This window comes from Sphingomonas sp. R86520 (assembly GCF_042466285.1).
Lineage (GTDB): Bacteria > Pseudomonadota > Alphaproteobacteria > Sphingomonadales > Sphingomonadaceae > Sphingomonas.
On the sequence record NZ_JAXHBZ010000001.1, the window covers coordinates 2,898,631 to 2,925,038 of the forward strand.

General features: G+C 65.7%; 20 protein-coding genes. 11 read left to right on the top strand and 9 right to left on the bottom strand.

The genetic code is table 11. From position 1 onward, the window contains the following. Position 1 precedes the first annotated feature (1 nt). A complete protein-coding gene (locus tag SJY41_RS13170) occupies positions 2–376 on the top strand; it encodes an Mth938-like domain-containing protein (protein ID WP_380782381.1) in 375 nt (124 codons plus the stop codon). Here SJY41_RS13170 and SJY41_RS13175 read toward each other — a convergent pair. Next, positions 358–1,539, bottom strand: coding sequence for a glycosyltransferase (locus SJY41_RS13175; protein ID WP_380782383.1), 1,182 nt, complete (start codon positions 1,537–1,539; stop codon positions 358–360). The genes SJY41_RS13170 and SJY41_RS13175 overlap by 19 nt on opposite strands. Positions 1,540–1,842: 303 nt before the next feature. Beyond that, positions 1,843–2,667: a class I mannose-6-phosphate isomerase gene (locus SJY41_RS13180; protein ID WP_380782385.1), complete on the bottom strand. Its 825-nt coding sequence runs from the start codon at positions 2,665–2,667 to the stop codon at positions 1,843–1,845. Positions 2,668–2,825: 158 nt separating this feature from the next. Here SJY41_RS13180 and SJY41_RS13185 point away from each other — a divergent pair, with 158 nt between their 5' ends. Both SJY41_RS13185 and recN read left to right on the top strand, forming a co-directional pair. Beyond that, entirely contained in the window at positions 2,826–3,788 is a 963-nt protein-coding gene (locus SJY41_RS13185) for an outer membrane protein assembly factor BamD (protein WP_380782387.1), read from the top strand. A gap of 62 nt (positions 3,789–3,850) precedes the next feature. Beyond that, the gene (gene recN / locus SJY41_RS13190) at positions 3,851–5,515 is read left to right on the top strand and encodes a DNA repair protein RecN (RefSeq protein WP_380782389.1); all 1,665 of its coding nucleotides are present in this window, start codon (positions 3,851–3,853) and stop codon (positions 5,513–5,515) included. Between the two features lie 129 nt (positions 5,516–5,644). Here the strand turns inward: recN and SJY41_RS13195 are convergent, their stop codons facing one another. Together SJY41_RS13195 and SJY41_RS13200 are read right to left on the bottom strand one after the other, a co-directional pair. Beyond that, positions 5,645–5,992 (bottom strand): hypothetical protein, encoded by a 348-nt coding sequence (locus tag SJY41_RS13195; RefSeq protein WP_380782391.1) that lies wholly within the window; start codon positions 5,990–5,992, stop codon positions 5,645–5,647. A gap of 127 nt (positions 5,993–6,119) precedes the next feature. Continuing rightward, the gene (locus SJY41_RS13200) at positions 6,120–7,094 is read right to left on the bottom strand and encodes an SDR family oxidoreductase (protein WP_380782392.1); all 975 of its coding nucleotides are present in this window, start codon (positions 7,092–7,094) and stop codon (positions 6,120–6,122) included. A gap of 112 nt (positions 7,095–7,206) precedes the next feature. Between SJY41_RS13200 and ligA the strand changes: the two genes are divergently transcribed. From ligA to SJY41_RS13230, 6 genes are all read left to right on the top strand, one after another. Beyond that, positions 7,207–9,342 carry an NAD-dependent DNA ligase LigA gene (ligA, locus tag SJY41_RS13205; protein ID WP_380782394.1) on the top strand — a complete coding sequence of 712 codons (2,136 nt, stop codon included), beginning with the start codon at positions 7,207–7,209 and terminating at the stop codon, positions 9,340–9,342. A 211-nt stretch (positions 9,343–9,553) separates the two neighbouring features. After that, complete coding sequence (locus SJY41_RS13210; protein ID WP_380782396.1) at positions 9,554–12,868, top strand: carboxypeptidase regulatory-like domain-containing protein; 3,315 nt, start codon at positions 9,554–9,556, stop codon at positions 12,866–12,868. A 140-nt stretch (positions 12,869–13,008) separates the two neighbouring features. Next, positions 13,009–14,154, top strand: coding sequence for a sensor histidine kinase (locus SJY41_RS13215; protein ID WP_380782397.1), 1,146 nt, complete (start codon positions 13,009–13,011; stop codon positions 14,152–14,154). Next, on the top strand, positions 14,151–14,948 hold the full coding sequence (locus SJY41_RS13220; RefSeq protein WP_031393111.1) for a LytTR family DNA-binding domain-containing protein: 798 nt from the start codon (positions 14,151–14,153) through the stop codon (positions 14,946–14,948). Before SJY41_RS13215 ends, SJY41_RS13220 begins: the two co-directional genes overlap by 4 nt. A 153-nt stretch (positions 14,949–15,101) precedes the next feature. Further along, entirely contained in the window at positions 15,102–16,115 is a 1,014-nt protein-coding gene (locus SJY41_RS13225; protein WP_380782400.1) for a cell wall hydrolase, read from the top strand. Between the two features lie 442 nt (positions 16,116–16,557). Beyond that, on the top strand, positions 16,558–18,426 hold the full coding sequence (locus SJY41_RS13230; RefSeq protein ID WP_380782402.1) for an ABC-F family ATP-binding cassette domain-containing protein: 1,869 nt from the start codon (positions 16,558–16,560) through the stop codon (positions 18,424–18,426). A gap of 255 nt (positions 18,427–18,681) precedes the next feature. Here SJY41_RS13230 and SJY41_RS13235 read toward each other — a convergent pair whose 3' ends face one another. Beyond that, complete coding sequence (locus tag SJY41_RS13235) at positions 18,682–19,002, bottom strand: DUF3297 family protein (protein WP_380782404.1); 321 nt, start codon at positions 19,000–19,002, stop codon at positions 18,682–18,684. A 108-nt stretch (positions 19,003–19,110) separates the two neighbouring features. Then, positions 19,111–19,494, bottom strand: coding sequence for a hypothetical protein (locus SJY41_RS13240; protein ID WP_380782406.1), 384 nt, complete (start codon positions 19,492–19,494; stop codon positions 19,111–19,113). Between the two features lie 209 nt (positions 19,495–19,703). Between SJY41_RS13240 and SJY41_RS13245 the strand changes: the two genes are divergently transcribed. Next, entirely contained in the window at positions 19,704–20,375 is a 672-nt protein-coding gene (locus SJY41_RS13245) for a L,D-transpeptidase family protein (protein ID WP_380782408.1), read from the top strand. Positions 20,376–20,802: 427 nt separating this feature from the next. On the opposite strand, the gene typA is transcribed toward SJY41_RS13245, so the two are convergent. From typA to SJY41_RS13260, 3 genes are all read right to left on the bottom strand, one after another. After that, on the bottom strand, positions 20,803–22,647 hold the full coding sequence (typA, locus tag SJY41_RS13250; RefSeq protein ID WP_056051990.1) for a translational GTPase TypA: 1,845 nt from the start codon (positions 22,645–22,647) through the stop codon (positions 20,803–20,805). Between the two features lie 89 nt (positions 22,648–22,736). After that, positions 22,737–23,702, bottom strand: coding sequence for a DUF2268 domain-containing putative Zn-dependent protease (locus SJY41_RS13255; RefSeq protein ID WP_380782410.1), 966 nt, complete (start codon positions 23,700–23,702; stop codon positions 22,737–22,739). A 325-nt stretch (positions 23,703–24,027) separates the two neighbouring features. Then, positions 24,028–25,041: a zinc-binding alcohol dehydrogenase family protein gene (locus SJY41_RS13260; RefSeq protein WP_380782412.1), complete on the bottom strand. Its 1,014-nt coding sequence runs from the start codon at positions 25,039–25,041 to the stop codon at positions 24,028–24,030. 150 nt (positions 25,042–25,191) lie between these two features. Here SJY41_RS13260 and SJY41_RS13265 point away from each other — a divergent pair, with 150 nt between their 5' ends. After that, positions 25,192–26,403, top strand: coding sequence for a toxic anion resistance protein (locus tag SJY41_RS13265; protein WP_380782413.1), 1,212 nt, complete (start codon positions 25,192–25,194; stop codon positions 26,401–26,403). Positions 26,404–26,408: the final 5 nt, after the last annotated feature.

Genomic DNA, 26,408 nt, shown 5'->3' on the forward strand with positions numbered 1-26,408 from the left:
CATGCGGATGGACCGCGAGAAGACCGATGGGCCGATGATCTCGGCGATCGGTCGCGGCGGGTTCAAGGTCGACGACGGTTATTATACCGCGTTGTCGATCAGTCCCGAACGGGCGGATGGCTGGGCGCCGCCAGCGTTCGACGCGCTGGCCGAGGCGGACGTCGCGGCGTTGCTGGCGCTCGATCCGCCGCCGGAGTTCCTGCTGCTGGGTACGGGCTCGGCGCTTCGCCAGCCGCCGCTTGCGTTCAAGCGTGCAGTCGAAGCGCGGGGGTTCGGGATCGAGGCGATGGATAGCCGTGCCGCCGCTCGGGCCTGGGCCGTATTGCGCGGCGAGGGTCGCTGGATCGTGGCGGCGCTCTACCCTCTCGAAGGGTGATCCGCGACCAGGGCCGCCAAATGCGCGTAGAGCGCAGCGGTGTTTCTTTCCCATGTAAATCCGGCTGCGGTCGCGCGGGTCCGGGCGGCCGGCGACGGGTCCGCCAGCAGGTCACCGATCGCCGCGGCAAAGGCTAACGGATCGCCGATCGTCACGCGGCCGGCATCGGGCGACGTCACTACTTCGTGCGCGCCGCCGGCATTGGTGATGACGATCGGCGTCCCGCACGCGAGCGACTCGACCCAGGCATTGGCGAGGCCCTCCAATTCGGATGCCAGCGCGCTGACGTCAGCGGCAGCGATGAACGCCGGGAGGTCGCCGTGCGGCAGGCTGCCGAGCAGGCGGACACGGTCGCCGACGCCGAGTCGCTCGATCAACGCCTCGAGTGCAGGCCGGGCGGGGCCGTGGCCGGCGATCAGCAGCGTGACTCCCGGTAGTGTCGCCACCGCTTCGATGACGACGTCGTGCCCCTTGCGCGGCAGGAGTCCGCCGATCGCGATCACCAGCGGGCCGTCGACACCGATCCTTGCCTTTGCCGCCACGCGGTCGACGGGGTGGAACCGGTCCTGGTCGACGCCGGTGTAATGAACCAATATCCGGTCCGCCGGCATGCCGAGCGTGACCATGTCCGCCTTCATCGCCGCACTGACCGCGAGCAGGCCGGCCGCGCCCTGCCCCGCCTTGCGGATCTGCGGGGCGGTCGCGGGCGCCTCGCCCCATTGATGGATGTCGGAGCCGCGCGCCTTGATCGAGACCGGGACGCCGTAGCGCTTGCCGAGCGCCACTGCGGCGGGGCCGTCGGGAAAGAAGAACGACGTATCAATCACGTCGAAGGCGAAGTCGGCGCGGATCGCGTCGAGCACGGGCACCAGCGCGCGTTCGAGTGCGGCGGCGTGAAAGCGGCCTTGCGTGAACGGGATCGCGGAGAACCGGGGACGGTGGACGTCGAGACCTTTCCAGCTGTCGCGGCGCGGCACGGTTTCGAGCGTAGCGTGATGGCGGAGGCGGCGGAGAAGGCCGGGCGGGCGGCCGATCGGCGCGACGACCTTCAGGTCGACCCCCGGGTGCGCGGCAAGGCCAAGCGTCTGACGTTCGACGAAACCACCGAAGGTCGGCCGGGTGCTGTCGGGGAACAGGGTGGAGAGGGTGAGAACGCGGAGCATGGCTTGGTCGCTACAGGAGGCCGGTTAATTCGGGGTGAGCTTGGACGTCGTGGGGCGCCACATTCGGCCTCCACCTCGGCGAAGGCCGGGGGGACCCATGGGAAAGGTGGCAATAACGATGCGCCACCCTTCGTCAGCAACGTCCGCCTAGTGGGCCCCGGCCTTCGCCGGGGTAGTGGTCGTGTGAGGAAGCGCTAGCCCGCAGTTACCCCGTTTCCCCGCGAAGGCGGGGACCCAGACTGGGGTCCCGCCTTCACGGGAGAACAAGGAGAATAGTTGAACGAACGTTGAAGCGCCGCGTGCTCAGATTCGCTTCGCCAGCGGATACGCGAACAACAAATCCGCATCCGCGCTGGTCGAGACCGTCTCGCTCCCCGTCATGGTCGCGCATTCGCCTGCCTTGAACGCGACGCCGGCCACTTCTCCCGAGCCGGCGATCGGGATCACCCAGCCGGTCGTGCCCTCGGGGAGGTTGACGACGTGGTCGCCGCCTTTCCAGCGTTCCAGCACGAACTTGGGGCCTTCGACCATGATCGTGCGGCCGGTCTCGATCTCGACCGGTGGCGCGACGGGGACGTACGGAGTCGGATCGGCGACATCGATGCCGTCCTTCAGGTGCAGTTCGCGGTCGCTGCCGTAATCGTAGAGGCGGTACGTGGTCTCGGAATTCTGCTGGACCTCGATCACCGTCAACCCGCCGCCGATCGCGTGAATCGTGTCGGAGGCGCAATACATGAAGTCGCCCGGCTTGACCGGCTTCCAGTCCAGCTTGTCCTCGATCGTGCCGTCGAGCGCCGACTGGCGGAGGTCGTCCTTCGAGATGGGCGCCTTCGTGCCCACCGCGATCGTCGAGTCGGCTTCGGCCGCGAGAATCGTCCAGCACTCGTCCTTGCCGCGCGGCAGGCCGCGAGCATGCGCCTGGTCGTCATCGGGATGGACCTGCACCGACAGCTTCTGCGATGTGAACAGATATTTGATCAGCAAGTCCGGCGTGGTGTCGCCGGGCTCCTGGAACCAGACTTCGCCGATCGGCGGCGAACCGGCGGCCGGGTCCTCGAAACCGGGCCAGAGCGTGTCGCGACCCCAGGGCTTTTCGACGCGATGGGTGTGCAACAATGTGGCGGGCATGACATGATCCTCGACTGAATGGCGCGGCAGAGTCCGGGGGACAGTACGGAGCGCCAACGCACGACTATTGCCGTCTGATCCGGGCCACGGGAAGAGCCAAGACCAGCCCGGCGAAAAGGATTGTTCGCGGCTATCCGCTTACGCTAAGGACAACGCCGATGCGTATCCCCCAGTCTCTTCCGAGCATGCCGCGTGCCCTCGCGGTCACGCTCATCGCCGCGCTTGCGCTCCCCATGGCCGGTTGTGCGGGTGGCCGCACCGCCAAGGGCGACCTTCCGTACGTCGCGCGCGACGTGGGCACGCTGTACTCGACCGCCAAGCGGCGCCTCGATCAGGCGCGCTACAAGGAAGCGGCGCAGCTGTTCGACGAGGTCGAGCGCCAGCATCCCTATTCGATCTGGGCGCGCCGTGCGCAGATCATGTCGGCGTTCAGCTATTACCTCGCCAAGGACTACACCGCGTCGATCAGCTCGGCGCAGCGCTTCCTGGCGGTGCATCCGGGTAACCGCGACGCGCCCTACGCCTATTACCTGATCGCGCTCGGCTATTACGAGCAGATCACCGACGTCACGCGCGACCAGAAAATCACGCGGCAGGCGCTCGATTCGCTGGGCGAGCTGATGCGCCGCTATCCGAACACGCGCTATGCATCGGACGCGCGGCTGAAGATCGATCTGGTCAACGACCATCTCGCCGGCAAGGAGATGGAAATCGGGCGGTTCTACGAGACGCGCGGCCAATGGCTCGCAGCGAACGGCCGGTTCCGCACCGTGATCGACAAGTTCCAGCAGACGACGCACACGCCCGAGGCGCTGATGCGGCTGACCGAGACGTATCTGGCGCTTGGCGTTCCCGTCGAGGCTGAAAAGGCCGGCGCGGTGCTCGGGCGCAACTATCCGGGTACCGACTGGTATCAGCATGCGTACGACCTGCTGAAGAAGAACCAGGTGCCGGCGGTGCCGCCGATGAAGCCCGGCGAGCAGGTCGTGCCCGTGGGTACCAAGGGTACGCCCTCCGTGCAGGTCGAGCTCGACGAGCCTGGCTCGACGCCGACTGGCCCAACCTTGCGGACGCCGACCGCACCACGTTCGGCCGGCCAGCCTTCGAATACCGGAAGCTGATCCACGCAGCGGGAACATAGGGGGATCGCTTTGCGTGGTCGTTCGTCTATGGCGGACATACTATGCTGACCGAGCTTTCCATTCGCGACGTGGTGCTGATCGAGGCGCTGGATCTGGGATTCGGCGAAGGGCTCGGCGTGCTCACCGGCGAGACCGGCGCGGGCAAGTCGATCCTGCTCGATGCGCTGGGGCTGGCGCTGGGAGGGCGCGGCGATAGCGGGCTGGTGCGACACGGTGCCGCGCAGGCGGTAGTGACCGCGACGTTCGATGCCCCTACCCCCGATTCGCCGCTTGCGTTGTTATTCGACGAGAACGGGCTGGAGATCGAACGTGGCGAGCCGCTGATCGTGCGGCGGATCGTCAAGGCGGATGGCGGCAGTCGCGGATTCGTCAATGACCAGCCTGCGTCGGCCGGCCTGCTACGCGAGATGGCGCCGCATCTGGTCGAGATCCACGGCCAGCATGACGAGCGCGGGTTGCTGAATGCGCGCGGACATCGGGCATTGCTGGACATCTTCGGGCGGACCGAGCCCGGCGCTACGGGCAAGGCCTATGCAGCGTTTCGTACGGCCGAGGCCGAACTGGCAGCCGCCCGCGCCGACATCGAAACGGCGGCGCGTGATCGCGAGTGGCTTGAGCATACGGTCGCCGAACTCACTGGGCTGGCGCCCGTTGCCGGTGAGGAAGAGACGCTGGCGGATACCCGGCGATCGATGCAGCGCGCGGAGAAGATCGCCGACGACCTGGCGGCGATCGACGATTTCCTGGAGGGCAAGGACGGCGGAATGGCGAAGCTGCGCCAGGCCGCGCGCGTGCTCGAGCGGATCGCCGAAGATCATGTTGCGCTGGGCAACGCGCTGGCGGCGGTCGATCGCGCGGTGATCGAGGCGTCGGTGGCGGAGGAGAGCTTGCGCGATGCGCGCGCCGACATGGCGTATGATCCCCGCGCATTGGAGGATGACGAGGCACGGTTGTTCGAGCTTCGGGCGATGGCGCGCAAACACCGCGTTCAGCCGGACGACCTGGCCGCGCTGGCGGACGAGATGCGCGCGCGGCTGGAGCGGCTGGATGCGGGCGAAGGCGGGATCGCGGTGATCGAGGCGCGCGTGGCGGCGGCGCGCAAGGCCTATGATACGGCATCGGACGCGCTGACGAAGCGACGTCTGGCGGCCGCCAAGCGGCTCGACGTCGCGGTGGCGGGCGAACTCGCACCGTTGAAGCTGGATGCGGCGCGGTTCCAGACTGTCGTTGCGCCGCTGGGTGAAGAGGGCTGGTCGGTGGCGGGCAAGGACCGCGTCGAGTTCGAGATCTCGACCAATCCCGGCGCGCCGTTCGCGGCGCTGACCAAGATCGCGTCGGGCGGCGAATTGTCGCGCTTCATCCTCGCGCTGAAGGTGGCGCTGGCGGAGGAAGGTGGCGCGTCGACCATGGTATTCGACGAGATCGACCGCGGTGTCGGCGGCGCCGTGGCAAGCGCGATCGGCGAACGACTCGCGCGGCTGGCGCAGAGCACGCAGTTGCTGGTGGTGACGCACAGCCCGCAGGTAGCGGCGCGTGGTGCCAAGCACCTGCTGATCGCCAAGAGCAGCGACGGCACGGTCACGCGGACGGGCGTGCGGGCTTTGAGCGAGGACGAACGACGCGAGGAGATCGCGCGGATGCTGTCCGGCGCGTCGATCACGGACGAGGCGCGTGCCCAGGCGGAGCGGTTGCTGGAGCGGGCTTAACGCGCTCAGGTTAAAGCCAAATAACCACTATCGTTCCCCCGCGAAAGCGGGGGCCCAGGATACCACCCACGGCCTCCGTGACCCTGGACTCCCGCGTTCGCGGGAGAACGGTGCCGCGAAAGGCTGATCTCAGGGCGTCGCCTGCCGCGGGTGTCCCAGATGAATCTTCAGCACCGGCACGACGATATAATCGCCGCCGACTTTCCGCAGGCCGTGGAGCGCCCGGCTACCGAACGCGCCATCTTCGTGGATTGCCGCGCGGACGGGCGTCTGTTCGGTATGAATCATGTCGTCCAGCCCGGCCGCGCTGGCGTCGGAGCGTGGCCAGAGCGATTGCTGGACCCGGTCGTCGGCCGAGGAATCATCGTTCCAGTCGTAGCCGATGGCTGGAGCCGGCGCGGGGGAAACATGCGCCTGCTGGGCGGTGGCGGGGACCGCGGAGAGGGCGAGGAGCATGATAGCGAGCCCGGCGTTCATCGCGTCCCTTCCCGTCCTGCCCCGACAAAGGCCGGGGCCCAATTGGGCAGCAGTTGCTGGTAAACCCGGTACCGCGTTGCAACGACTTTGCCAATTCGGCCCCGTCCTCACGGGTGAAGGGCGCAAATCAGGACGCGCCGGTGCCGCCGTTCGCGCCGAAGAAGCTGCCGGTGGTATAGCTGTCGCCCGGATCCGCCAACGCGACGTAGAGACCCGCCAGTTCGGCCGGCTGGCCGGCGCGGCCAAGTGGCGTATCCTGGCCGAATTCACCCATCTTGCCCGGCAATTGCCCGCCAGCGACCTGCAGCGGCGTCCAGATCGGGCCCGGTCCGACCGCGTTGACGCGGATGCCCTGCTTGGCGAGCTGCTTGGCGAGCGCCTTGGTGAAGATCAGGATCGCGCCCTTGGTCGAGGCATAGTCGAGCAATTCCTTTTCTGGACTGACCGAGTTGACCGACGCGGTGTTGATGATCGCCGCGCCGGGCTTCATCAGCGGAATCGCCGCCTTGCACAGGTGGAACATCGCGTAGACGTTGGTCTTCATCGTCCGGTCGAACTGCTCGAAGCTGATCTCGGCGATCGATTCCTTCGACTGCTGGTACGCCGCATTGTTGACGAGGATGTCGATCCCGCCGAGCTCGCGATTGGCGCGCGCGATCAGGTCGTTGCAGAATTTCGCCTCGGTCAGGTCGCCGGGTATCAGGACGACCTTGCGCCCTTCCGCGCGGAGCAGCTTGGCGACGTCCTGCGCGTCGGGTTCTTCCGTCGGGAAGTAATTGATCGCGACGTCGGCGCCCTCGCGGGAAAAGGCGATCACCGCGGCGCGACCGATCCCCGAATCGCCGCCGGTCACGAGCGCCTTGCGGCCGGCGAGACGCCCCGAGCCGCGATAGCTGGCCTCGCCGCAATCGGGGACGGGGTGCATGTCGCGCTGGAGTGCTGGCCATTTCTGGCGCTGCTCGGCGAAGGGTTGCGACGGGTATTTGGTCTTTGGATCGGCGAGTGGCGCAGCGCCCTGCGCAAAAGCCGGTGCGGCGGCAGCGGCGAGGCCTGCGACGGCGGCCCCCTTGAAAAGGTCTCGGCGGCTCGTGTCGTCGGTCATGATCGCGTCTCCGGGAAATTGTCCTGAGAGTTCAAAGCGTAACTTCGCGGAATGTTCACCGGATTCATGCGGGCTCTTGTCGAAAGGCGGCCCCCTCCCCTAACCCGGCACGATGTTGTTCGACCTTCCCGCGACCGAGACCGATGCCGCCGCCGAACTGGAGGCGCTCGCGGCGCAGATCGCGTACCATAATGCACGCTATCACACTGACGATGCGCCTGAGATCAGCGACGCGGACTATGACGCGCTGGTGCGGCGCAATGCGGCGATCGAAGCGGCGTTTCCGGCGGCGGTTCGGGGCGATTCGCCGAGCCGGACGGTCGGCGCGGCACCCGCCGGGCACCTGGCGAAGGTCGCGCATGCCAAGGCGATGATGAGCCTCGACAATGCGTTCGCGGACGAGGAGGTCGAGGAGTTCGTGGCGCGGGTGCGCCGGTTCCTGAAGCTGGCGGACGACGAGCCGGTGGCGTTGACGGCAGAGCCGAAGATCGACGGGCTCTCGTGCTCGCTCCGGTACGAAGAGGGCCGCTTGGTGCAGGCGTTGACGCGCGGCGACGGGCAGGTCGGCGAGGACGTCACAGCCAATGTGAGAACCATCAGCGATATCCCGCAGACCTTGTTCCCCCGTAAGGGTGCGATCCCCGCGATCTTCGAGGTGCGCGGCGAGGTGTATATGGCGAAGGACGATTTCGCCGGGCTCAACGCCCGCCTGCTCGCGGAGGCGGAAGAAACCGGCAAGGACGCGCGGCAATTCGCCAATCCGCGCAACGCCGCCGCCGGATCGCTGCGCCAGAAGGACGCGAGCGTCACCGCGAGCCGGACGCTCAGGTTCCTCGCGCATGGCTGGGGCGAGGCGAGCGTCGTGCCGGGCGAAACGCAGGCGGAGGTCGTCGACACCCTGCGCGGCTGGGGCTTTCCGATCGCGGAGGGGTTCGCGCGAGTCGAGGGAACAGCCGCCGCGCTCGACGTCTACCGCAGCATCGAAGCCGAGCGAGCCGACCTGCCGTTCGACATCGACGGCGTCGTCTACAAGGTCGACCGGCTCGACTGGCAGGCACGGCTCGGTCAGGTCGCGAAGGCACCACGCTGGGCGATCGCGCACAAATTTCCCGCCGAGCGCGCGCAGACTTTGCTCGAGCGAATCGACATCCAGGTCGGCCGGACGGGCGCGATGACTCCCGTGGCGCGGCTGTCGCCCGTAACGGTCGGCGGTGTCGTCGTGACCAATGCGACGCTGCACAATGCCGACGAGATCGAACGGCTCGGCGTTCGGCCGGGCGACCGCGTGCTCGTTCAGCGCGCTGGCGACGTGATCCCGCAGATCGTCGAGAACCTGACGCCCGACGCCGAGCGCGAGGCCTATGTCTTCCCGCATCTCTGCCCCGAATGCGGATCTGCCGCCGAGCGCGAGGAAGGCGAAGTCGTCTATCGCTGCACCGGCGGGCTGATCTGTCCGGCGCAGCGGGTCGAACGGCTGATCCACTTCGCGTCGCGCCACGCGTTCGATATCGGCGGTCTCGGCCAGACGCTGATCGAGGCGTTCTTCCGCGACGGACTGATCGAATCGCCCGCCGACATCTTCCGCCTGACCGAAGAGCAACTGGCGGCACGCAAGAAGGACGGACGTGTCTGGGCGGCAAAGGTGATCGCCGCGATCGAGACCAAGCGGACGATACCACTCGACCGGTTCCTGTTTTCGCTCGGCATCCGCCATGTCGGCGAGATTACCGCCCGTGACCTTGCGCGACGCTATGTGTCAGCGCAGGCGCTTGGGTCCGTGCTGCGTCACGCCGTGTTCCTGCGCGGCCGGATCGAGCCGGTGATCGGCGAACCCGAGCGGAAATTCGTGCTCCGCCGCGACAAGCTGCTGGTCGGCGCGATCGAGACTGCAGGCATCGGCCCGGAAGTCGCCAGCGCGCTGGTCGGCTTCTGCGCCGAGCCGCACAACCGCCGCGTGGTGTTCGACCTGCTGCGCGAAGTGAAGCCGGCGGACGTGATCCACGAGACTCGGGAATCGCCCGTGACCGGCCAGATCCTGGTCTTCACCGGCAGCCTGGAGACGCTGAGCCGCGACGAAGCCAAGGCACAGGCGGAAGCGCTCGGCGCCCGCGTGGCGGCATCGGTATCGACCAAGACCGGCCTGGTCATCGCCGGCCCCGGCGCGGGCTCGAAGCTGAAGAAGGCGACCGACCTCGGCATACGGGTCATCACCGAAGCCGAATGGGCGGACATCGTCGCCGCCAGCTAGGCCGGCTCACGATCGCTGCCGGGGTTGGTTCCAGCAGCCTTGAAACGGTTCAATTGCGTGGCTTTTTTGCAACGCAACATCACCGATTGTGTCTGTGACAATTCCCGACTCGCCATTGTCACATATCCGAAATATTCACCGTGCAGGGCCGGATTAACGCGACATGAAGCGGCGGAATCCAGAGCAGCAAGCTCAAAAGGGGTAATTATCGATGCGGAAAAACCTGTTCCTAGGTGCGGCAGTCGTCGCGCTGGTCGCACCAATCGCGGCATCCGCACAGGAAACGACGTCGCAGATCCGCGGCACGGTGACCAACGCCGGTACGCCGGTCGCCGGCGCAACCGTGGTTGCGACCGACGTCGCGTCGGGTACGCGCGCTGAAACCAGCACGGACGCCGGCGGCGGCTATTCGCTGGCCGGTCTGCGCCCCGGCGGTCCCTTCACCGTCGTGGTCACCAGCCCGCTCGGTAACAAGACCGTCACCGACATCTTCACCGTCGTGCAACAGGCTTATACCCTGCCTGTCGATCTCGGCGCGACGACCGAAACCGCTGCTACCGCAGGCGAGGAAATCGTCGTCACCGCGTCGTCGATCCGCGGCGCCGGCATCCGCTCGAACGGCCCGCAGACGGTGCTGACCCAGGCCGACATCCAGAAGGTCGCTTCGGTCAACCGCGACGTGCGCGACATCGTCCGCCGCGATCCGTTCGCAACGCTCGATCTGTCGAACGCGGGTGAACGCGGCGGCGCGGTCTCGATCGCCGGCGTGAATCCGCGGTTCAACCGCTTCACCATCAACGGCGTGCAGGTCGGCGACAATTTCGGGCTGAACCAGGATTCCAGCCCGACCGGGCGTGGCCCCGTCCCCTTCGACGCGCTCGCCCAGGTATCGGTGGCGGCCGCCAATTATGATTTCCGCCAGGGCAATTACCAGGGCGGGGCAATCGACACCGTGCTCCTGTCCGGCAACAACGAGTTCCACGGCACCGGCTTCTACTCGCTGAACACCGACGAGTTGCAGGGCGACAAGAGCGACGGGACGAAGTTCGTCGTCCCCAACTTCAAGTCCGAAACCTACGGCGCCACGCTGCGCGGCCCTCTGGTGAAGGACACGCTGTTCTTCATGGTTTCGGCCGAACGCAACACCGATCCTCGCCCGTTCGCGACTCAGGTCAGCCAGGTTCCGGGCCTCACCGCCGCTCAGATCACCAGCGTCATCGGCACCGCCAACTCGACCTACAATTACGATCCGGGCGGCGTCCTGACGATCAACAACCGCAAGGACGAAAAGATCGTCGGCCGGCTCGACTGGAACATCACGAATGGCCAGCGTCTGTCGGTTTCCTACATCAACGCTTACGACTCGCTCGACAGCCAGAACAACACGAGCACCGGCACCAGCCCGTCCTACGGACTGGAATCGAACGCCTATACGCTGACCGAGTTGCTGCGTGCCGGCATCGTCCAGTTGAACTCCGACTGGACCGACAATTTCTCGACCGAAGCGCGTGGCATCTACAAGACGTACAAGCGTGGGCAAGAACCACTGCTCGGCCGCGGCTTTGCGCAGTTCCGCGTCTGCACGGACACCGCCACCGCGGGCAGCCTGACGGCCTGCACGACCGGCGCGACGAGCCCGACGGTCACCACCGGATCGGCGATCGTGGCGTTCGGCCCGGATAACAACCGGCAGACCAACGAACTCAACACCAGCACCTATGGCGGCTCGTTCCTGAGCCGGCTGCGATTGAATGATCACGAGTTCAAGATGCTCGTGGAGTTCAACCAGAACAGCACGTTCAACAACTTCGTGCCAAACAGCCTCGGCAATTACTATTTCGACTCGCTGGCCGATTATCAGGCCCGTCGCGCCGATCAGCTGACCGTCGCCGTGCCGATCAGCACAGCGCAGAACGGTGCTGCGTCTGACTTCCATTACGATCAGTGGACGTTCGGCATGCAGGACGACTGGCAGGTCAGCAGCGCGCTGCAGTTCAGCTACGGCTTCCGCTGGGACCTGTACGGCATGCGCGGCGCGCCCGTCGCCAACCCCGCGTTCCTGGCCCGTGAAGGGTTCCGCAACACCAAGACCTATAAGGGCCTGGAAATCTTCCAGCCGCGCGCAAGCTTCAACTGGAAGCCGGTGTCGCGCGTGACGCTGCGCGGCGGTGCCGGCATCTTCGGTGGCGGTTCGCCCGACATCTATCTGTCGAACAGCTTTTCCAACACCGTCCTGACCAACTCCGTGACCTTCACCCGCGCCGCGTCTGCAGCACTGCCGGCGCAGGCTACCGGCGCTACCTGCACGGGCAACGTGCCGACCGCGATCTGCACTGCGGCGCTCAACGGCGTGACCGGCCAGATACCACAGGCAGTCGCTGACTATGTCCGCGGCGGAGCGACCAACGCGCTGACCAATACCGGCGCGCTCGATCCAAACTTCAAGCTGCCGTCGTCGTACAAGGCCACGCTGTCGGTGGATTACGATCTATTCGGCATCCAGTTCGGCGCCGACTATTATTTCTCGGCCGCCAAGAACCAGGTGATCTTCACCGACGCGCGATCGGTGGTTATCGGCACGCTGCCGGATGGTCGTCCGCGCTACAGCTCGTTGGCCGGTTTCGCCGACAACAACTATGACATCCTGTCTACCAACACCGGCAAGGGCCGCACCCATATCGGCGTCGTCCGTTTCGACAAGCGCTTCGACTGGGGCTTGCAGCTGGGTGGCAGCTACTCGATGCAGGACGTCCGCGACGTATCGCCCGCGACGTCGTCGACGATCAATTCGAACTATCAGAACCAGTTCTTCTCCGACCCGAACATGCCAGCACTCGGCACGTCGAGCGACCAGATCAAGTGGCAGTTCAAATATACGCTCGGCTACGACCACGCCTTCTTCGGCGACTACAAGACCAAGCTCCAGCTGTTCGGCGAGACTCGCGCAGGACGTGCGTACAGCTACGTCATGCAGAACAACACGACCAACAGATCGCCGGTCAGTGGCACGATCCTGAACAGTGCGTTTCTGTTGCCCTACGTGCCGACCGGCATGAACGATCCGATCGTATCCTATGACACCGCCGCGACCGCGACGGCATTCGACGCGTTCATCAACAGCTCGTCGCTCAACAAGTATCGCGGCCGGATCGCGGCGAAGAACATCGCACGCAGCCAGTCGTTTACGCGTATCGATCTCCACCTCGAGCAGGAACTGCCGACCTTTATCGGTGGCTCGCGCGTTTCGGTGTTTGCCGACGTCAACAACCTGCTCAATCTGATCGACAGCGATTGGGGTGCGCTCAAGCAGTACAACTTCGCGTACAACGCTGCCGTCGTGCAGGTGCAGTGCCTGGCCGTAGCGACCCCGACCGGGGCGGCCCCGGGTACGGGCGTGCAGAACACCACCTCGACCCAGCCCTGCGTGCAGTATCGGTACTCGGGATTCACGCAGCCGAACGACAAGGTGACGAACGTCACGGGTTCGCTTTATGCGATCCGCGTCGGCGCACGCTTCACCTTCTAAGCGACGCGCGACCTGATCGGTCGATGGGCCGCCGTTCCCTACGGGGAGCGGCGGCCTTTTTGTTGCGCGGCTTGCGGCCAACACGCGAAATTCGCGTGGCTTTTGCGTGCACCCGCCACCGCGTGTAAGACCGCGGCCCGATGGCTACCCCTTCCGCCCCCTCCCCCGGCTACTCCGCCCAGAACCCAGCCCGGCGCCTGCCCTTCCACGCGCGGCCGTTCTTCGAGAACAAGGCGCGCGCATTCTGGATTCTCCAGGCGGTCGGGTGGAGCGGTTACCTGTTGCTGCGCGGGGTGGTGTCGATCTCGAACGGGCTGTCGCTCGACGGGGTGATCCCGGTGATCGTCGAGGCGATCGTCGGCTACTGCATCACGCTGCTGCTCTCGACGATGTACGGCCAGTATCGGCGGATGAACCGGCTGGTCGGGATGTTCCTGACGATCGCGACGCTGGCCGCTGCGACGTTCCTGTATGCGGTGCTCGACGCGTTCACCTTCTCGTTCATCGCGACTGCGACGCCGGGCGTGACGCTCACGCGGCTTTTGGGCTCGGTCTACGTCACTTTCACGGTGCTGTTCGGTTGGTCGGCGCTGTATTTCGGGATCAATTTCTACCTGATCGTCGAACAGCAGATCGACCAGATGGAGCATCTCGAGAACCAGGCGTCATCGGCGCAGCTGGCGATGCTGCGCTATCAGCTCAATCCGCATTTCCTGTTCAACACGCTGAACTCGATTTCGACGCTGGTGCTGTTGAAGCAGACCGAGCGCGCGAACGCGATGCTCAGCCGGCTGTCGTCGTTCCTGCGCTATACGTTGGCAAACGAGCCGACCGCGCACGTCACCGTCGCGCAGGAAGTGGATCAGCTGAAGCTGTATCTGGAGATCGAGAAGATGCGGTTCGAGGACCGGATGCGGCCGAAGTTCGACATCGATCCGCGCGCCGAACGCGCCCGTTTGCCGTCGCTGCTGCTCCAGCCGCTGGTCGAGAACGCAATAAAATATGCCGTCACGCCGCAGGAAGAGGGCGCGGAAATCTGTGTGGAAGTGCGCCTCGCCGGGGAACGGGTGCAGATCGCCGTATCCGACACCGGACCGGGCTTGATCGAGGGACGGATCGGTTCAAGCCTTTCAACCGGCGTGGGGCTCGCTAATATTAGAGACAGGTTGGTTCAGGCATATGGCCCTGACCACCGTTTCGAAACGCGCTCCACGCCTGCTGGCGGATTCTCGGTCGAGATCGAGATTCCCTACCAGCTTGAAGACGTGAACAGAGAGGCCGCATGACCATCCGTACCATTCTCGTCGACGACGAGCCGCTGGCGATCCAGGGGCTGGAACTCCGACTCCAGGCCCATGAAGACGTCGAGATCATCGAAAAATGCTCGAACGGCCGCGAGGCCATCCGCGCGATCAAGACGCACAAGCCCGACCTCGTCTTCCTCGATATCCAGATGCCGGGGTTCGACGGGTTCTCCGTCGTGCAGGGCCTGATGGAGGTCGAACCGCCGTTGTTCGTGTTCGTCACCGCGTATTCGGATCACGCGTTGCGCGCGTTCGAGGCGCAGGCAGTCGATTACCTGATGAAGCCGGTCGAGGAGTCGCGACTTGCCGATACGATCGAGCGGGTTCGGCAGCGTCTGTCCGAAAAGCGCGGCGTCGAGGAGGTCGACCGGTTGCGCGAAGTGCTCGCCGATGTCGCGCCGGATGCGGCGGCCGACATGCCGGACGGCGACGCGGTATCCGCGAACCGGTTCGAGAAGCTCATCAACATCAAGGATCGCGGCCAGATCTTCCGCGTCGACGTCGACACGATCGAGCGAATCGATGCGGCCGGCGATTACATGTGCATCTACACCGGCGATAATACGCTGATCCTGCGCGAGACGATGAAGGATCTGGAGAAGCGACTCGACCCGAGGCGGTTCCAGCGGGTGCATCGGTCGACGATCGTGAACCTGGATCTGGTGAAGCAGGTTAAGCCGCACACGAACGGTGAATGCTTCCTGGTGCTGAATTCCGGGGCCAGCGTGAAGGTTTCGCGGTCGTATCGCGATGTCGTCGCGCGGTTCGTTCACTGAGTTGATGCCGTCATCCCGGCGAAAGCTGGGATCTCGCGGTAACTGGCTCCCTGCCGATCGAGGTCCCGACTTTCGTCGGGATGACGGGGTTGCGCTTCCTCGGTAGCGCTCCTCGTTAACCAGTCCATAAATCCTGCCCCCTAAAGCGGGCGGATGAAGACGTCGGGCCTCGCCCTTTATCCACACGCGCTGATCGGCCTGCCTGCTCTGGTGCTGGCGACGTCGTGCGTGCCGGCGGACCATCCTGCGGCGATCGCGCGAGTCCAGCCCGAGCGTAATTCGCGGGCGCTGCTGAGCCGGATGGCGCTGCATGTGCCGGACGATATCTCCGCTAAAGTTGCGACCGCTACGCCTGAAGCGCCGTTTACGGCTGCGGCACCGTTCGTCGCTCCGCCCTTTCTGACCTCGAAATCGGCCGATGACGCGAGCCGTGCGGCCGATTGCCTGACCGCGGCGGTGTATTACGAGGCGCGCTCGCAGTCGCAGGATGGACAGCGGGCGGTGGCCCAGGTGGTCTTGAACCGGGTGCGCGATCGGGCGTTTCCGAACAGCGTTTGTGGGGTCGTGTATCAGGGGGCCGAGCGGCGGACCGGATGCCAGTTCAGCTTCACCTGCGACGGCTCGATGAACCGGCCGCGCGAGGTTGGCGCCTGGGACCGCGCGCGTGCGGTTGCGGCGGCGGCGCTCGGCGGGAGCGTTTACGCGCCGGTCGGAGCCGCAACGTCGTTCCATACGACCAGCATCCTGCCGTGGTGGGCGTCGAGCCTTGCGCGGATCACGACGGTCGGCGCGCATGTGTTCTATCGCTGGCAGGGCGCGCTGGAGCGGGCGCTGACGTTTCGGCAGGCTTATGCGGGGGTCGAGCCTGGGGTTCGAGGTTCTGCCTTTGCCGGCGTGAGTAGCGTGGCGCCGGTCGTGACGCAGGTTGCCGGGGTCTCGGTGCATTATGGTAACCAAGACGTCGTTGCCGACCCGGGTGCGGAGCCGGTGGAGGCGTTGCACGGGGTGACGGTGCACCGGGGGGTGCCGCGCTCCGGCTCGACGATGGCGGGCGCTGCGGTTGTCCCGACACGGTTGGTTTCCGGGGTGCGGGTTCACGTCGGTGGGCGGGCTGCTACGCTGCTTGGCGGTGAAAGCGCCGACGCGATCGTTTCCGACGAAACCTGATGGCTCCCTCCCCTTCAGGGGAGGGTCGGGGTGGGGCACTGCCCCTAGCGACACGTTCGCGGATACGCCCCACCCCAGCCCTCCCGTGAAGGGGAGGGAGTTTTAGAGGCTCCCTATTCCAATACCCGCACCACCCCGGCGAAGGCCGGGGCCCAGTTAGGGGACGTTGCCAACTGCGGACGGCGCTTCGTTACAACGACTTTTCCAACTGGGCCCCGGCCCCCGCCGGGGTGGTGGCCATGCGGAGTGGTCATGGGCCTCGATATGCCCCTTCTCGTTCCCCCGCGGAGGCGGGAGTCCAGAGTCTCGGGCGGTGGCGTTTGTGATCCTGGCCCCCCGCCTCCGCGGGGGAACTGCTCAGGTTCGATCGATAGCTCACTGCTCGATCGCCATCGATACCCTCCCCTCGCAAAACCATGCTGCATCTGCTAACGGGACGCCCATGCTGAACCTGAACAATATCACGGTGCGCCTGGGCGGACGCGTTATCCTCGATGGCGCCACCGCCGCGTTGCCGCCGGGCTCGCGCGTCGGGCTTATCGGGCGCAACGGTGCGGGCAAGTCGACGATGGTGCGCGTGATTGCAGGCCAGCTCGAGCCTGACGACGGTTCCGCCGACATGCCCAGGGGCGCCCGCATCGGCTACCTCGCGCAGGAGGCCCCGCACGGCGTGAAGACGCCGTTCGAGACCGTGCTCGAAGCCGATCTGGAGCGCGCCGCGCTGATGATCGAGAGTGAGACGAGCGAAGATCCCGACCGGCTCGGCGACGTGTACGAGCGGCTGATCGCGATCGACGCCTATACCGCGCCCGCACGCGCCGCGCAGATCCTGCTCGGGCTCGGATTCGACGAGGACATGCAGGCGCGCACGCTCGACAGCTTTTCGGGTGGCTGGAAGATGCGCGTCGCGCTGGCCGCACTGCTGTTCTCGCAGCCGGACCTGCTGCTGCTCGACGAGCCTTCGAACCATCTCGATCTCGAAGCGGTGATGTGGCTCGAGGACTTCCTCAAGGGCTACAAGGCGACGATCGTGGTGGTCAGCCACGAGCGCGATTTCCTCAACAACGTGGTCGATCACATTCTGCATCTGCAGGGCGGCAAGATCACGCTGTATCCCGGCGGCTACGACGCGTTCGAGCGGCAGCGTGCCGAGCGCCTCGCACAGATCGAGGCGGCGCGTGCCAACCAGGCGGTGCAGCGCGAAAAGCTGCAGGAATATATCGCCAAGAATTCGGCTCGCGCGTCGACCGCGAAGCAGGCGCAGTCGCGGCAGAAGATGCTGTCGAAGATGCAGCCGATCGCCGAGAGCTATAACGATCCGACGCTGTCGTTCGGCTTCCCCAACCCGACCGAGCTGCGTCCGCCTCTGATCACGCTCGACATGGCGACGGTGGGCTATGCCGACGTGCCGATCCTGAAGCGGCTCAACATGCGGCTCGATCCCGACGACCGGGTCGCGCTGCTCGGGCGCAACGGCAACGGCAAGACCACGCTCGCGCGGCTGCTGGCGGCGCAGCTGACCCCGATGGACGGCGAGATGTCGTCATCGGGCAAGATGAAGGTCGGGTATTTCACCCAGTATCAGGTCGAGGAACTCGATCCGACCGACTCGCCGATCGAGCATATGTCGCACCTGATGAAGGGTGCGGCTCCGGCTGCCGTCCGCGCGCAGCTGGGGCGATTCGGCTTTTCCGGCGACAAGGCGACGACCAGGGTCGGCAAGCTGTCGGGTGGGGAGCGTGCGCGTCTGGCGCTGGCGCTGATCACGCGCGATGCGCCGCATCTGCTGATCCTCGATGAGCCTACCAACCATCTGGACGTCGATGCGCGCGAGGCGCTCGTGCAGGCGCTCAACGCGTATACCGGCGCGGTGGTGCTGGTCAGCCATGACCGGCACATGCTCGAGCTGACCGCGGATCGGCTGGTGCTGGTCGACGACGGCACCGCGAAGGAATTCGACGGCAGCCTCGACGACTACATCGCGTTCGTCCTGAAGGGCGATGGCGGCAAGGGCGATGCGGCGTCCAAGGCCGACAAGAAGGCCGGGAAGAAGGCTGCGGCCGAGGCGAAGAGCAACGACGCGGCGCTGCGCAAGGCTTTGCGCGAGATCGAGGAGCAGACCGCGAAGTTCACCAAGGAGCGCAATGCTCTGGACCGCGCGATGGTCGATCCGGCGACGGCGGAGCCGCGCTTCTCGCGGATGTCGATGGGGGATCTAAGCAAGCGTCGCGCGGAAGTGCATGCGAAGCTCGAGGCCAGCGAGGCGAAGTGGCTTGAGGCTAGCGAGGCACTGGAGGGCGTGGAGGCTTAAGCCGCCGCGGCCGCCCTGCCGCGGTCGTCATCCCAGCGAAAGCTGGGATATCCCCGTTCGGGCCGCGCAGTCCGCCAAGCGGCATACCCCAGCTTTCGCTGGGGTGACGGACTTTGGGTTGCTGCTGTATTGCAGCGATGGTCCGCGCTTCCATGTTCTCCCGCGAAGGCGGGAGCCCAGTCTGGATCCCCGCCTTCGCGGGGAAACAGGCTTCCCCTAGTTTAGGGAATAAGCTTCGAACGAGCCAGGATCGGCTCAGCCCTCGTCGGTGTCCGCGTCCGCCGCGGGACGCTCGAACCAAGCCTCGACCGGGCCGACCAGCTTCAGCGTCAGCGGGTTTCCGGCACGATCGACCTTCTTGCCGAGCGCGACTCGGATCCAGCCTTCCGAAATGCAATATTCCTCGACGTCGTGGCGAACGGCGTCCTTGAAGCGGATGCCGATGCCGCGCTCCAGCAACTCCTGCTGGAAGAACGGGCTGCGCTGGTTGATAGAGAGGCGATCGGGGGGCGTGTCGCCGGTTGCGGCCGGGGTGACGGCGGCTTCGGTCTCGGGGGTGTTGGGCGTGTCGGTCATGGTCGCGCGTCTAGCGGCAAGCGCCTGCCCCACGCCACAAAAAAGGCACCTGACGCAAAAGAGGCGCCGGGATTGCTCCCGACGCCTCCGTGCGATCGCGAAATCGGATCAGCTGCAGACCTGCACCGATACCCGGTCGCCATAATAGGGATCGACCCGCCATTCGTTCCAGCACCGCGGACGGTAATCCTCACGGTAGTAGGTGCGGACCGGCGCGTTGTAATAGGCGCGCGGCGGGGGGCCACGGTAATAGCCGTCGTCATAATAGCCGCGGTTGCGGTTGTTGCTGCTGGCAATCGCTGCGCCGACGCCGAGGCCGAGGATGCCGCCGAGCACGGCCGCACCGGCTGCGTTACCGCCACGATGATAGCCGCCGTAGCCGCGTCCATAGCCGCCACGCCCCCAACGCTGTGCGTCGGCAGGTGCCGCCGCCGTCAACGCCGTTGCCGCCAGGGCTACGCCGAGACCTGCCTTCTTCAAAAATCCGTTCATCTTCCGAACTCCATTACTAGTTACGCCCGGTCCGCTTGGGACAAACGCATAAGTGTCCGACCGTGTTTCAGGATTTAGGCGATTCGGCCTGAACCGGTTCGGAACGGCTTGTTAACCCACGGTATAGCTGGCGGAGACGGTCCCGTGCGGGGACACGGTCGGCGCGGCACTGCTGGGCATTGTTTACGAATATCGGATAGGGTGCCGCGATGCGCAGGATGATGACGACGCGAACGATCGCCTTTGCCGTGCTCGGCGGAAGCGCGGTGCTGATCGGTGGACTGGCTCTGTCCGGGTCGCCGGTGAAGGTGCGCGCGGCCGAACCGCCGGCGCGGGTGGCCAAGGCTCACGTCGCTGCGCCGATTGCGAAGGTAGTGCCGAAGGCCGTTGCCGTCGCTGCCCAGGAACCAGCCGACGCGTATGTCGTGAAGCGCGTGCTGAACGTTCCCGAGCCTTTGCGGCATGGCGCGTATTACTGGGATACGAAGGGCGTGCCCGAAGGCCCGATCGTGATTACCGTCGACCTGGTGGCGCAGACCTTGTCGATCTTTCGCAGCGGGTACGAGATCGGGACGGCGGCGGTGATCTATGGCGCGGACGAGAAGCCGACTCCGCTCGGCGTGTTCAAGATCACGCAGAAGGACGCGCACCATGTGTCGAACCTGTACGGCGCGCCGATGCCGTACATGATGCGGCTGACCAATGACGGCGTTTCGATCCATGGCAGCGCGCTGATGGATGGGAAGTACGCGACGCACGGCTGCGTCGGGGTGCCTACGCCGTTTGCGAAGCTGATCTTCGAGCAGGTCAAGCTTGGCGATCGGGTTATCGTGACGAGCGGGGAGATGTTGCAGCGAGGCGGGCGGATTACTGCTGCTTGAGGGCGGAGTCTAACGTCCGATAGCGCACCGTGCCCTCACCTTCGCCGCCTTCGGCGTCTCTTCCTCTCCCGGTGGGAGAGGGTTTTGTGGATGCCTTCATATCCTAAATATAGGCGCCTCCCCGGCGAAGGCCGGGGTCCAATTGGGGGACGTCGGTAACGAAGCGCAGCGCTGCGTTACTCCGACCTTTCCACCTGGGCCTCGGCCTTCGCCAGGGAGGTGCATCGGTTGGTCCTGACCACTGGCGTTGCCGCCGACGTGGATGCAGCCTTCGGGCTTTCTCGCAAAACAAAAAGGGCCGGAGGTTTCCCCCCGGCCCTTCTTCATTTCTTGCCCAGCGCGCCGCGGCGAAGCCGCGTCGTCGGACCTCGCCTGAGCGAGGCCGGCCGAGCGCCTGAGGGCTCAGCCGGCTTCGCCTTCGCTGGCCTCAGGCGCTCTGCTTAGCCCGGCTAGCGCGCTTGCGCTCGTTCGCATCCAGGAAGCGCTTGCGCAGGCGGATCGACTTTGGCGTGACTTCGACCATCTCGTCGTCATCGATGTACGCGATCGCCTGCTCCAGCGTCGCGCGCTTCGGCGGGGACAGGCGGACCTGGTCGTCCTTGCCGCCCGAGGCGCGGAAGTTGGTCAGCGCCTTGGTCTTCATCGGGTTGACCTCGAGATCGTCCGGCTTGGCGTTCTCGCCGACGATCATGCCCTCATAGAGAGCCTCGCCGTGGCCCACGAACAGGATGCCGCGCTCTTCGAGCGGGCCCAGTGCGTAGTTGTTCGCCTCGCCCGAACCGTTCGAGATCAGCACGCCGTTCTTGCGGCCCTCGATCGCGCCCTTGTGCGGACCATACTTCTCGAACAGCCGGTTCATGATCCCCGTGCCGCGCGTGTCGGACAGGAATTCGCCATGATAGCCGATCATCCCGCGCGACGGCGCCGAGAAGGTGATGCGGGTCTTGCCGCCGGTCGACGGACGCATGTCGGTCAGTTCGGCCTTACGCGTGTTCATCTTCTCGACGACAGTGCCCGAATGCTCCTCGTCGACGTCGATGATGACGGTCTCGTACGGCTCGGTCTTCTTGCCGTTCTCGTCCTCGCCGAACAGTACGCGCGGACGCGAGATGCCGAGCTCGAAGCCTTCGCGTCGCATCGTCTCGATCAGGACGCCCAGCTGAAGCTCGCCGCGGCCGGCGACTTCGAAGCTGTCCTTGTCGGCCGCCTCGGTCACCTTCACGGCGACGTTCGACTCGGCTTCGCGGAACAGGCGCTCGCGGATCATGCGGCTCGTCACCTTGCTGCCCTCGCGACCCGCCATCGGCGAATCGTTCACGGCAAAACGCATCGACAGCGTGGGGGGATCGATCGGCTGCGCGTGCAGCGGCTCGGTCACCGTGATGTCGGCGATCGTGTCGGCAACCGTGGCGACCGAGAGACCTGCCAGCGAGATGATGTCGCCGGCCTTCGCTTCGTCGACGGGAACCCGCTCGAGACCACGGAACGACATGATCTTCGAAGCACGACCGGTCTCGATGATCTTGCCATCGTTATCGAGCGCGTGGATCGCCTGGTTGGTCTTCACGGTACCCGAATTGACGCGACCTGTGAGGACGCGGCCGAGGAACGGATCGCGGTCGAGCAGCGTGACGAGGAAGGTGAACGGCACGCCGGCGACTTCCACTGCCGGAGGCGGCACGTGCTTCACGATCGTCTCGAACATCGGGATCAGCGTGCCTTCGCGCGCGTCCATGTCGGTCGAGGCATAGCCGTTGCGACCCGATGCGTAGAGCACGGGAAAGTCGAGCTGGTCGTCGTTCGCGTCGAGCGACACGAACAGGTCGAACACTTCGTCGAGCACTTCCTGGATGCGCGCGTCGTTACGATCGACCTTGTTGACGACGACGATCGGCTTCAGGCCGAGCGCCAGCGCCTTGCCGGTGACGAACTTGGTCTGCGGCATCGCGCCTTCCGACGAATCGACCAGCAGGACGACGCCGTCGACCATCGACAGGATGCGCTCGACTTCGCCGCCGAAATCGGCGTGGCCGGGCGTGTCGACGATGTTGATGCGGATGCTCTCGGACTCGCCGGGAGGGGTCCAGTCGACCGAGGTCGGCTTGGCGAGAATGGTGATGCCACGCTCTTTTTCGAGGTCGTTCGAATCCATTGCGCGCTCTTCGACGCGCTGGTTGTCGCGGAAGGTGCCGGACTGGCGGAAGAGCTGGTCGACCAGCGTCGTCTTGCCGTGATCGACGTGCGCAATGATCGCCACGTTGCGGAGGCTCATGGATATAATCTCTTGATCGAGGGATTGGTTGGCGCGCGCCATAGCGTAATTGTTGCGCCGCGGGAAGATGCAGCCGTATTTAGGGAACCTCAGCGCCGTTTGTAAGTTCCGGCGGCGAGAATGCTCCGGGGGTCGTGAACCGCCAACATCGCCTTCAGCGCGGCGTGCTTGTCGGGTGCGGCGGCATAATAACGCTGCCAGATGCGCAGGCCCATCCAATAGCCGAGTTCGGGCGGCCAGCCGGCGGGCGGCGTGGAGTAGTTGCCGACCCAGCGTGCATAGGCCTTGGCTTCGGGCGAGCCCTCCTCGGGATCGTCCTTGTCGGTGAGCGTGCGGGTGAGCGTGATATCGGCCTGCATCTGGCGCCAGAGTTCCGCCTCGCGCGGCGTGGCCCAGGCGGCGCGGGCGGCGTCGGGCTCCTCGCCGGTGACGAGTTGCGCGATGAAGTCGGCGGCGCCCTCGACCAGGATCGCGGTGAGCAGCGGGTCGCGGGCGAGCGTCATCCCAGCGTCCTGCTGGAAGGAATGCACCGTCTCGTGCGCGAAGAAATGCCGCAGCGTCTGGCGGAGTTTGTCGGGCGTCGGCGACATGCGGCACAGCACTTCGAGGCCGAGCACCTGTGCGCCGGGCTTGGCGGTGCCGCCGGACGTGTTTGCGCCGAAGACTATATAGACCTGCGGGAGCTTCACGTCGGGGAGCGCGCCGTGGAGGCCAAGATAGATCGCGCGGAGATCGGCGGTGGCGGCCTTTGCGGCGGGGAGGCAGGTCTTGATCGCCTGCGCGTAGCGGGTGGGGCTGGCGGCGATGGCGCGCGCGAGATTGTCGGCATCGACGATCCGCCCGGGGGTGAAGACGCCGATCCCGAAACTGCCCTTGTCGAGATAGTCGCGTTTCAGTTGGGCGGCGGTGGGCTTGCCTTTGGTTTTGGCGAAGAGGGTCGCGAAGCGGTCGGCGTCTTCGGTGTGGATCGTGGCGGTGAGCGGATCGGCTGGCGGGGGGCGATTCGTGGCCGCCACGGGGAGGAGGGCGAGCGCGAGGATCAGCGGGCGAAGCATGGTGCAGAGTATCGCGTGTTTGCCGGGGCGCCAGCCTCATTCGGCGGTGAGACACGCCTCCGCTGAACCAATGCCGTTCCCCCGCGAAGGTGGGGGTCCAGGGTCACGAGCGGTGTCCTCCTTGGCTCCTGGGCCCCCGCGTTCGCGAGGGAACAAGAAGGAGTGGTTCACCTACCCACCGTCCACCCCGGCGAAGGCCGGGGCCCAATTGGAAAGGTGGCAATAAAGGAGCGCCGCGATCCGTTAGCAACGTCCCCCAATTGGGCCCCGGCCTTCGCCGGGGTGGCGCTTGAGTTGAAGGATTAATTTTCGGAACGTCGAAAGCTTAGAACCCCTCCAGCACGATCTTCCCCTTGGCCGTGTGGCTCTCGATCCGCTCGTGCGCCCGCCGCAAATTCGCCGCGTCGATCCGCCCGAAATTCTCCGCCAGCGTCGTCCGGATCGTCCCCGCATCCACCAGCCGCGCGACCTCGTCGAGCAACTTGCCCTGCTCGCCCATGTCCGCGGTCTGGAACAGCGAGCGCGTGTACATCAGCTCCCAGTGGACCGAGATCGACTTTTGCTTGAGCGGCACGATGTCGAGCGTCTTCGGATCGTCGATCAGCGCCAGCCGGCCCTGCGGCGCCAGCAGCTCGCCGATCTCGGCGATGTGCTCGTCGGTATGCGTTGTCGAGAACACGAACCCCGGCGCCCCCAGCCCGAGCGCCTCGACCTGCGCGGCGAGCGGCTTGCGGTGGTCGATCACGTGATGCGCGCCGAGGTCCTCGACCCAGCCGCGGGTCTCGTCGCGCGACGCGGTGGCGATCACGGTCAGGTCGGTGAGCTGCCGCGCGAGCTGGATCGTGATCGAGCCGACCCCGCCCGCCCCGCCGATGATCAGGATCGCGTTCGCCGCACCAGGGACGGGTTTGCGCACGTCGAGCCGGTCGAACAGCGTCTCCCAGGCGGTGACCGAGGTCAGCGGCAGCGCCGCCGCCTGCGCCCAGTCGAGCGACGCCGGCTTGTGACCGACGATGCGTTCGTCGACGAGGTGATATTCGGAATTGGTACCGGGTCGGTCGATTGCACCCGCGTAGAACACGTCGTCGCCGACCGAGAACCCGGTCACGTCCGGGCCGACCGCAACGACGACGCCCGATGCGTCCCAGCCCAGCACCTGCGGCTTGCCGTCCGGATCTTCGCGACGCTGGCGGATCTTGGTGTCGACCGGGTTGACCGATACCGCCTTCACCTCGACGAGCAGATCGCGCCCGCTGGCTTCGGGTTTGGGAAGATCGAACTCCACGAGCGACTGAGGGTCGTCGATGGGGAGCGACTTGGTATAGCCGATGGCGCGCATGCAATGTCTCCTGGATTACCCCGACATAGCCGCTGATGCCGCCTCCCGGTTCCACGCGACTGTTGGCAAGCCTGAGTGTATTATCTATATACGCCACTTGAACGCGGGGCGGGTTGCAGCCACGATGCCCCACCGAACGGAGAGACAAGCATGGCGACGACCCCGAACACGCTGACGGAAGAGCCGGGTCTGGTGCTGACCCCGCCCGACCCGGTGCCGACCGTCGCCGCGGCCAAGGCGTCCGGCCTCGTGCCCGTCGATGCCGGCGTGAAGTCGCAGCTAGAGGAGCGCGTGTCGGGCTTCGTCACCGATCTCGTCGCGCAGGACGTCAATTCGCCCGAATTCGGCAAGCGCGTCGACGCGATCACCGCGATGGGCGCGAAGGAAATCCGCGAGGCCGCCGGCCAGTCGAACCGCTTCCTCGATCGCCCGGTCAAGGCGATGGATCAGGAGACCGGCGTCGGCAAGGATCTCGCCGAGCTGCGCCGCGTCGTCGAGGATCTCGATCCCGGCAAGAAGGGCAACCTGACCGCGCCGCAGAAGCTGTTCGGGATCATCCCGTTCGGTGGCAAGATGCGCAATTATTTCGACGGCTACAAATCGTCGCAGACGCACATCGCGCAGATCCTGAAGAGCCTTGGCTCGGGCAAGGACGAGCTGCTGATGGACAATGCAGCGATCGATACCGAGCGCGCGAACCTGTGGGCGGCGATGGGCCGGCTCGAGCAGATGATCCACCTGTCGAAGACGATGGACGCCAAGCTGGAGGACGTCGCCAACGATCTCGATCACAGCGATCCCGCCAAGGCGAAGGCGATCCGCGAGACCGCGCTGTTCTACACGCGCCAGCGGACGCAGGACCTGCTGACGCAGATGGCGGTGACCGTGCAGGGCTATCTCGCGCTCGATCTGGTCAAGAAGAACAATGTCGAGCTGGTGAAGGGCGTCGATCGCGCGTCGACCACGACCGTCTCGGCGCTGCGGACCGCGGTGACGGTGGCGCAGGCGCTGACCAACCAGAAGCTGGTGCTGGAGCAGATCACCGCGCTCAACACGACGACCGCGAACATTATCGATTCGACCGGCAAGCTGCTCAAATCGCAGACCGCGCAGATCCATGAACAGGCGGCGTCGGCGACGATCCCGCTGGAAACGCTGCAACGCGCGTTCCAAAATATCTACGACACGATGGACGCGATCGACGTGTTCAAGCTCAAGGCGCTCGATTCGATGAAGGTCACGGTCGGCGCGCTGTCGAACGAGGTCGACAAATCCCGTGGGTATATCGCGCGTGCTGAAGGCGCGACGCAGGGCCAACTCGGCGGACCGTCCGGCAGCCCGTTCAAGCTGGAGGCGATGTAACCCTC

Excerpts from the sequence above, each read along its gene's own strand:
- SJY41_RS13255 (WP_380782410.1), bottom strand. The coding sequence starts at position 23,702 with ATGCTTCGCCCGCTGATCCTCGCGCTCGCCCTCCTCCCCGTGGCGGCC.
- SJY41_RS13170 (WP_380782381.1), top strand. The coding sequence starts at position 2 with ATGCGGATGGACCGCGAGAAGACCGATGGGCCGATGATCTCGGCGATC.
- SJY41_RS13245 (WP_380782408.1), top strand. The coding sequence starts at position 19,704 with ATGCGCAGGATGATGACGACGCGAACGATCGCCTTTGCCGTGCTCGGC.
- SJY41_RS13240 (WP_380782406.1), bottom strand. The coding sequence starts at position 19,494 with ATGAACGGATTTTTGAAGAAGGCAGGTCTCGGCGTAGCCCTGGCGGCA.
- SJY41_RS13225 (WP_380782400.1), top strand. The coding sequence starts at position 15,102 with ATGAAGACGTCGGGCCTCGCCCTTTATCCACACGCGCTGATCGGCCTG.
- SJY41_RS13235 (WP_380782404.1), bottom strand. The coding sequence starts at position 19,002 with ATGACCGACACGCCCAACACCCCCGAGACCGAAGCCGCCGTCACCCCG.
- typA (WP_056051990.1), bottom strand. The coding sequence starts at position 22,647 with ATGAGCCTCCGCAACGTGGCGATCATTGCGCACGTCGATCACGGCAAG.
- SJY41_RS13260 (WP_380782412.1), bottom strand. The coding sequence starts at position 25,041 with ATGCGCGCCATCGGCTATACCAAGTCGCTCCCCATCGACGACCCTCAG.
- SJY41_RS13180 (WP_380782385.1), bottom strand. The coding sequence starts at position 2,667 with ATGCCCGCCACATTGTTGCACACCCATCGCGTCGAAAAGCCCTGGGGT.
- SJY41_RS13265 (WP_380782413.1), top strand. The coding sequence starts at position 25,192 with ATGGCGACGACCCCGAACACGCTGACGGAAGAGCCGGGTCTGGTGCTG.
- SJY41_RS13195 (WP_380782391.1), bottom strand. The coding sequence starts at position 5,992 with ATGAACGCCGGGCTCGCTATCATGCTCCTCGCCCTCTCCGCGGTCCCC.
- ligA (WP_380782394.1), top strand. The coding sequence starts at position 7,207 with ATGTTGTTCGACCTTCCCGCGACCGAGACCGATGCCGCCGCCGAACTG.
- recN (WP_380782389.1), top strand. The coding sequence starts at position 3,851 with ATGCTGACCGAGCTTTCCATTCGCGACGTGGTGCTGATCGAGGCGCTG.
- SJY41_RS13230 (WP_380782402.1), top strand. The coding sequence starts at position 16,558 with ATGCTGAACCTGAACAATATCACGGTGCGCCTGGGCGGACGCGTTATC.
- SJY41_RS13215 (WP_380782397.1), top strand. The coding sequence starts at position 13,009 with ATGGCTACCCCTTCCGCCCCCTCCCCCGGCTACTCCGCCCAGAACCCA.
- SJY41_RS13210 (WP_380782396.1), top strand. The coding sequence starts at position 9,554 with ATGCGGAAAAACCTGTTCCTAGGTGCGGCAGTCGTCGCGCTGGTCGCA.
- SJY41_RS13185 (WP_380782387.1), top strand. The coding sequence starts at position 2,826 with ATGCGTATCCCCCAGTCTCTTCCGAGCATGCCGCGTGCCCTCGCGGTC.
- SJY41_RS13200 (WP_380782392.1), bottom strand. The coding sequence starts at position 7,094 with ATGACCGACGACACGAGCCGCCGAGACCTTTTCAAGGGGGCCGCCGTC.
- SJY41_RS13175 (WP_380782383.1), bottom strand. The coding sequence starts at position 1,539 with ATGCTCCGCGTTCTCACCCTCTCCACCCTGTTCCCCGACAGCACCCGG.
- SJY41_RS13220 (WP_031393111.1), top strand. The coding sequence starts at position 14,151 with ATGACCATCCGTACCATTCTCGTCGACGACGAGCCGCTGGCGATCCAG.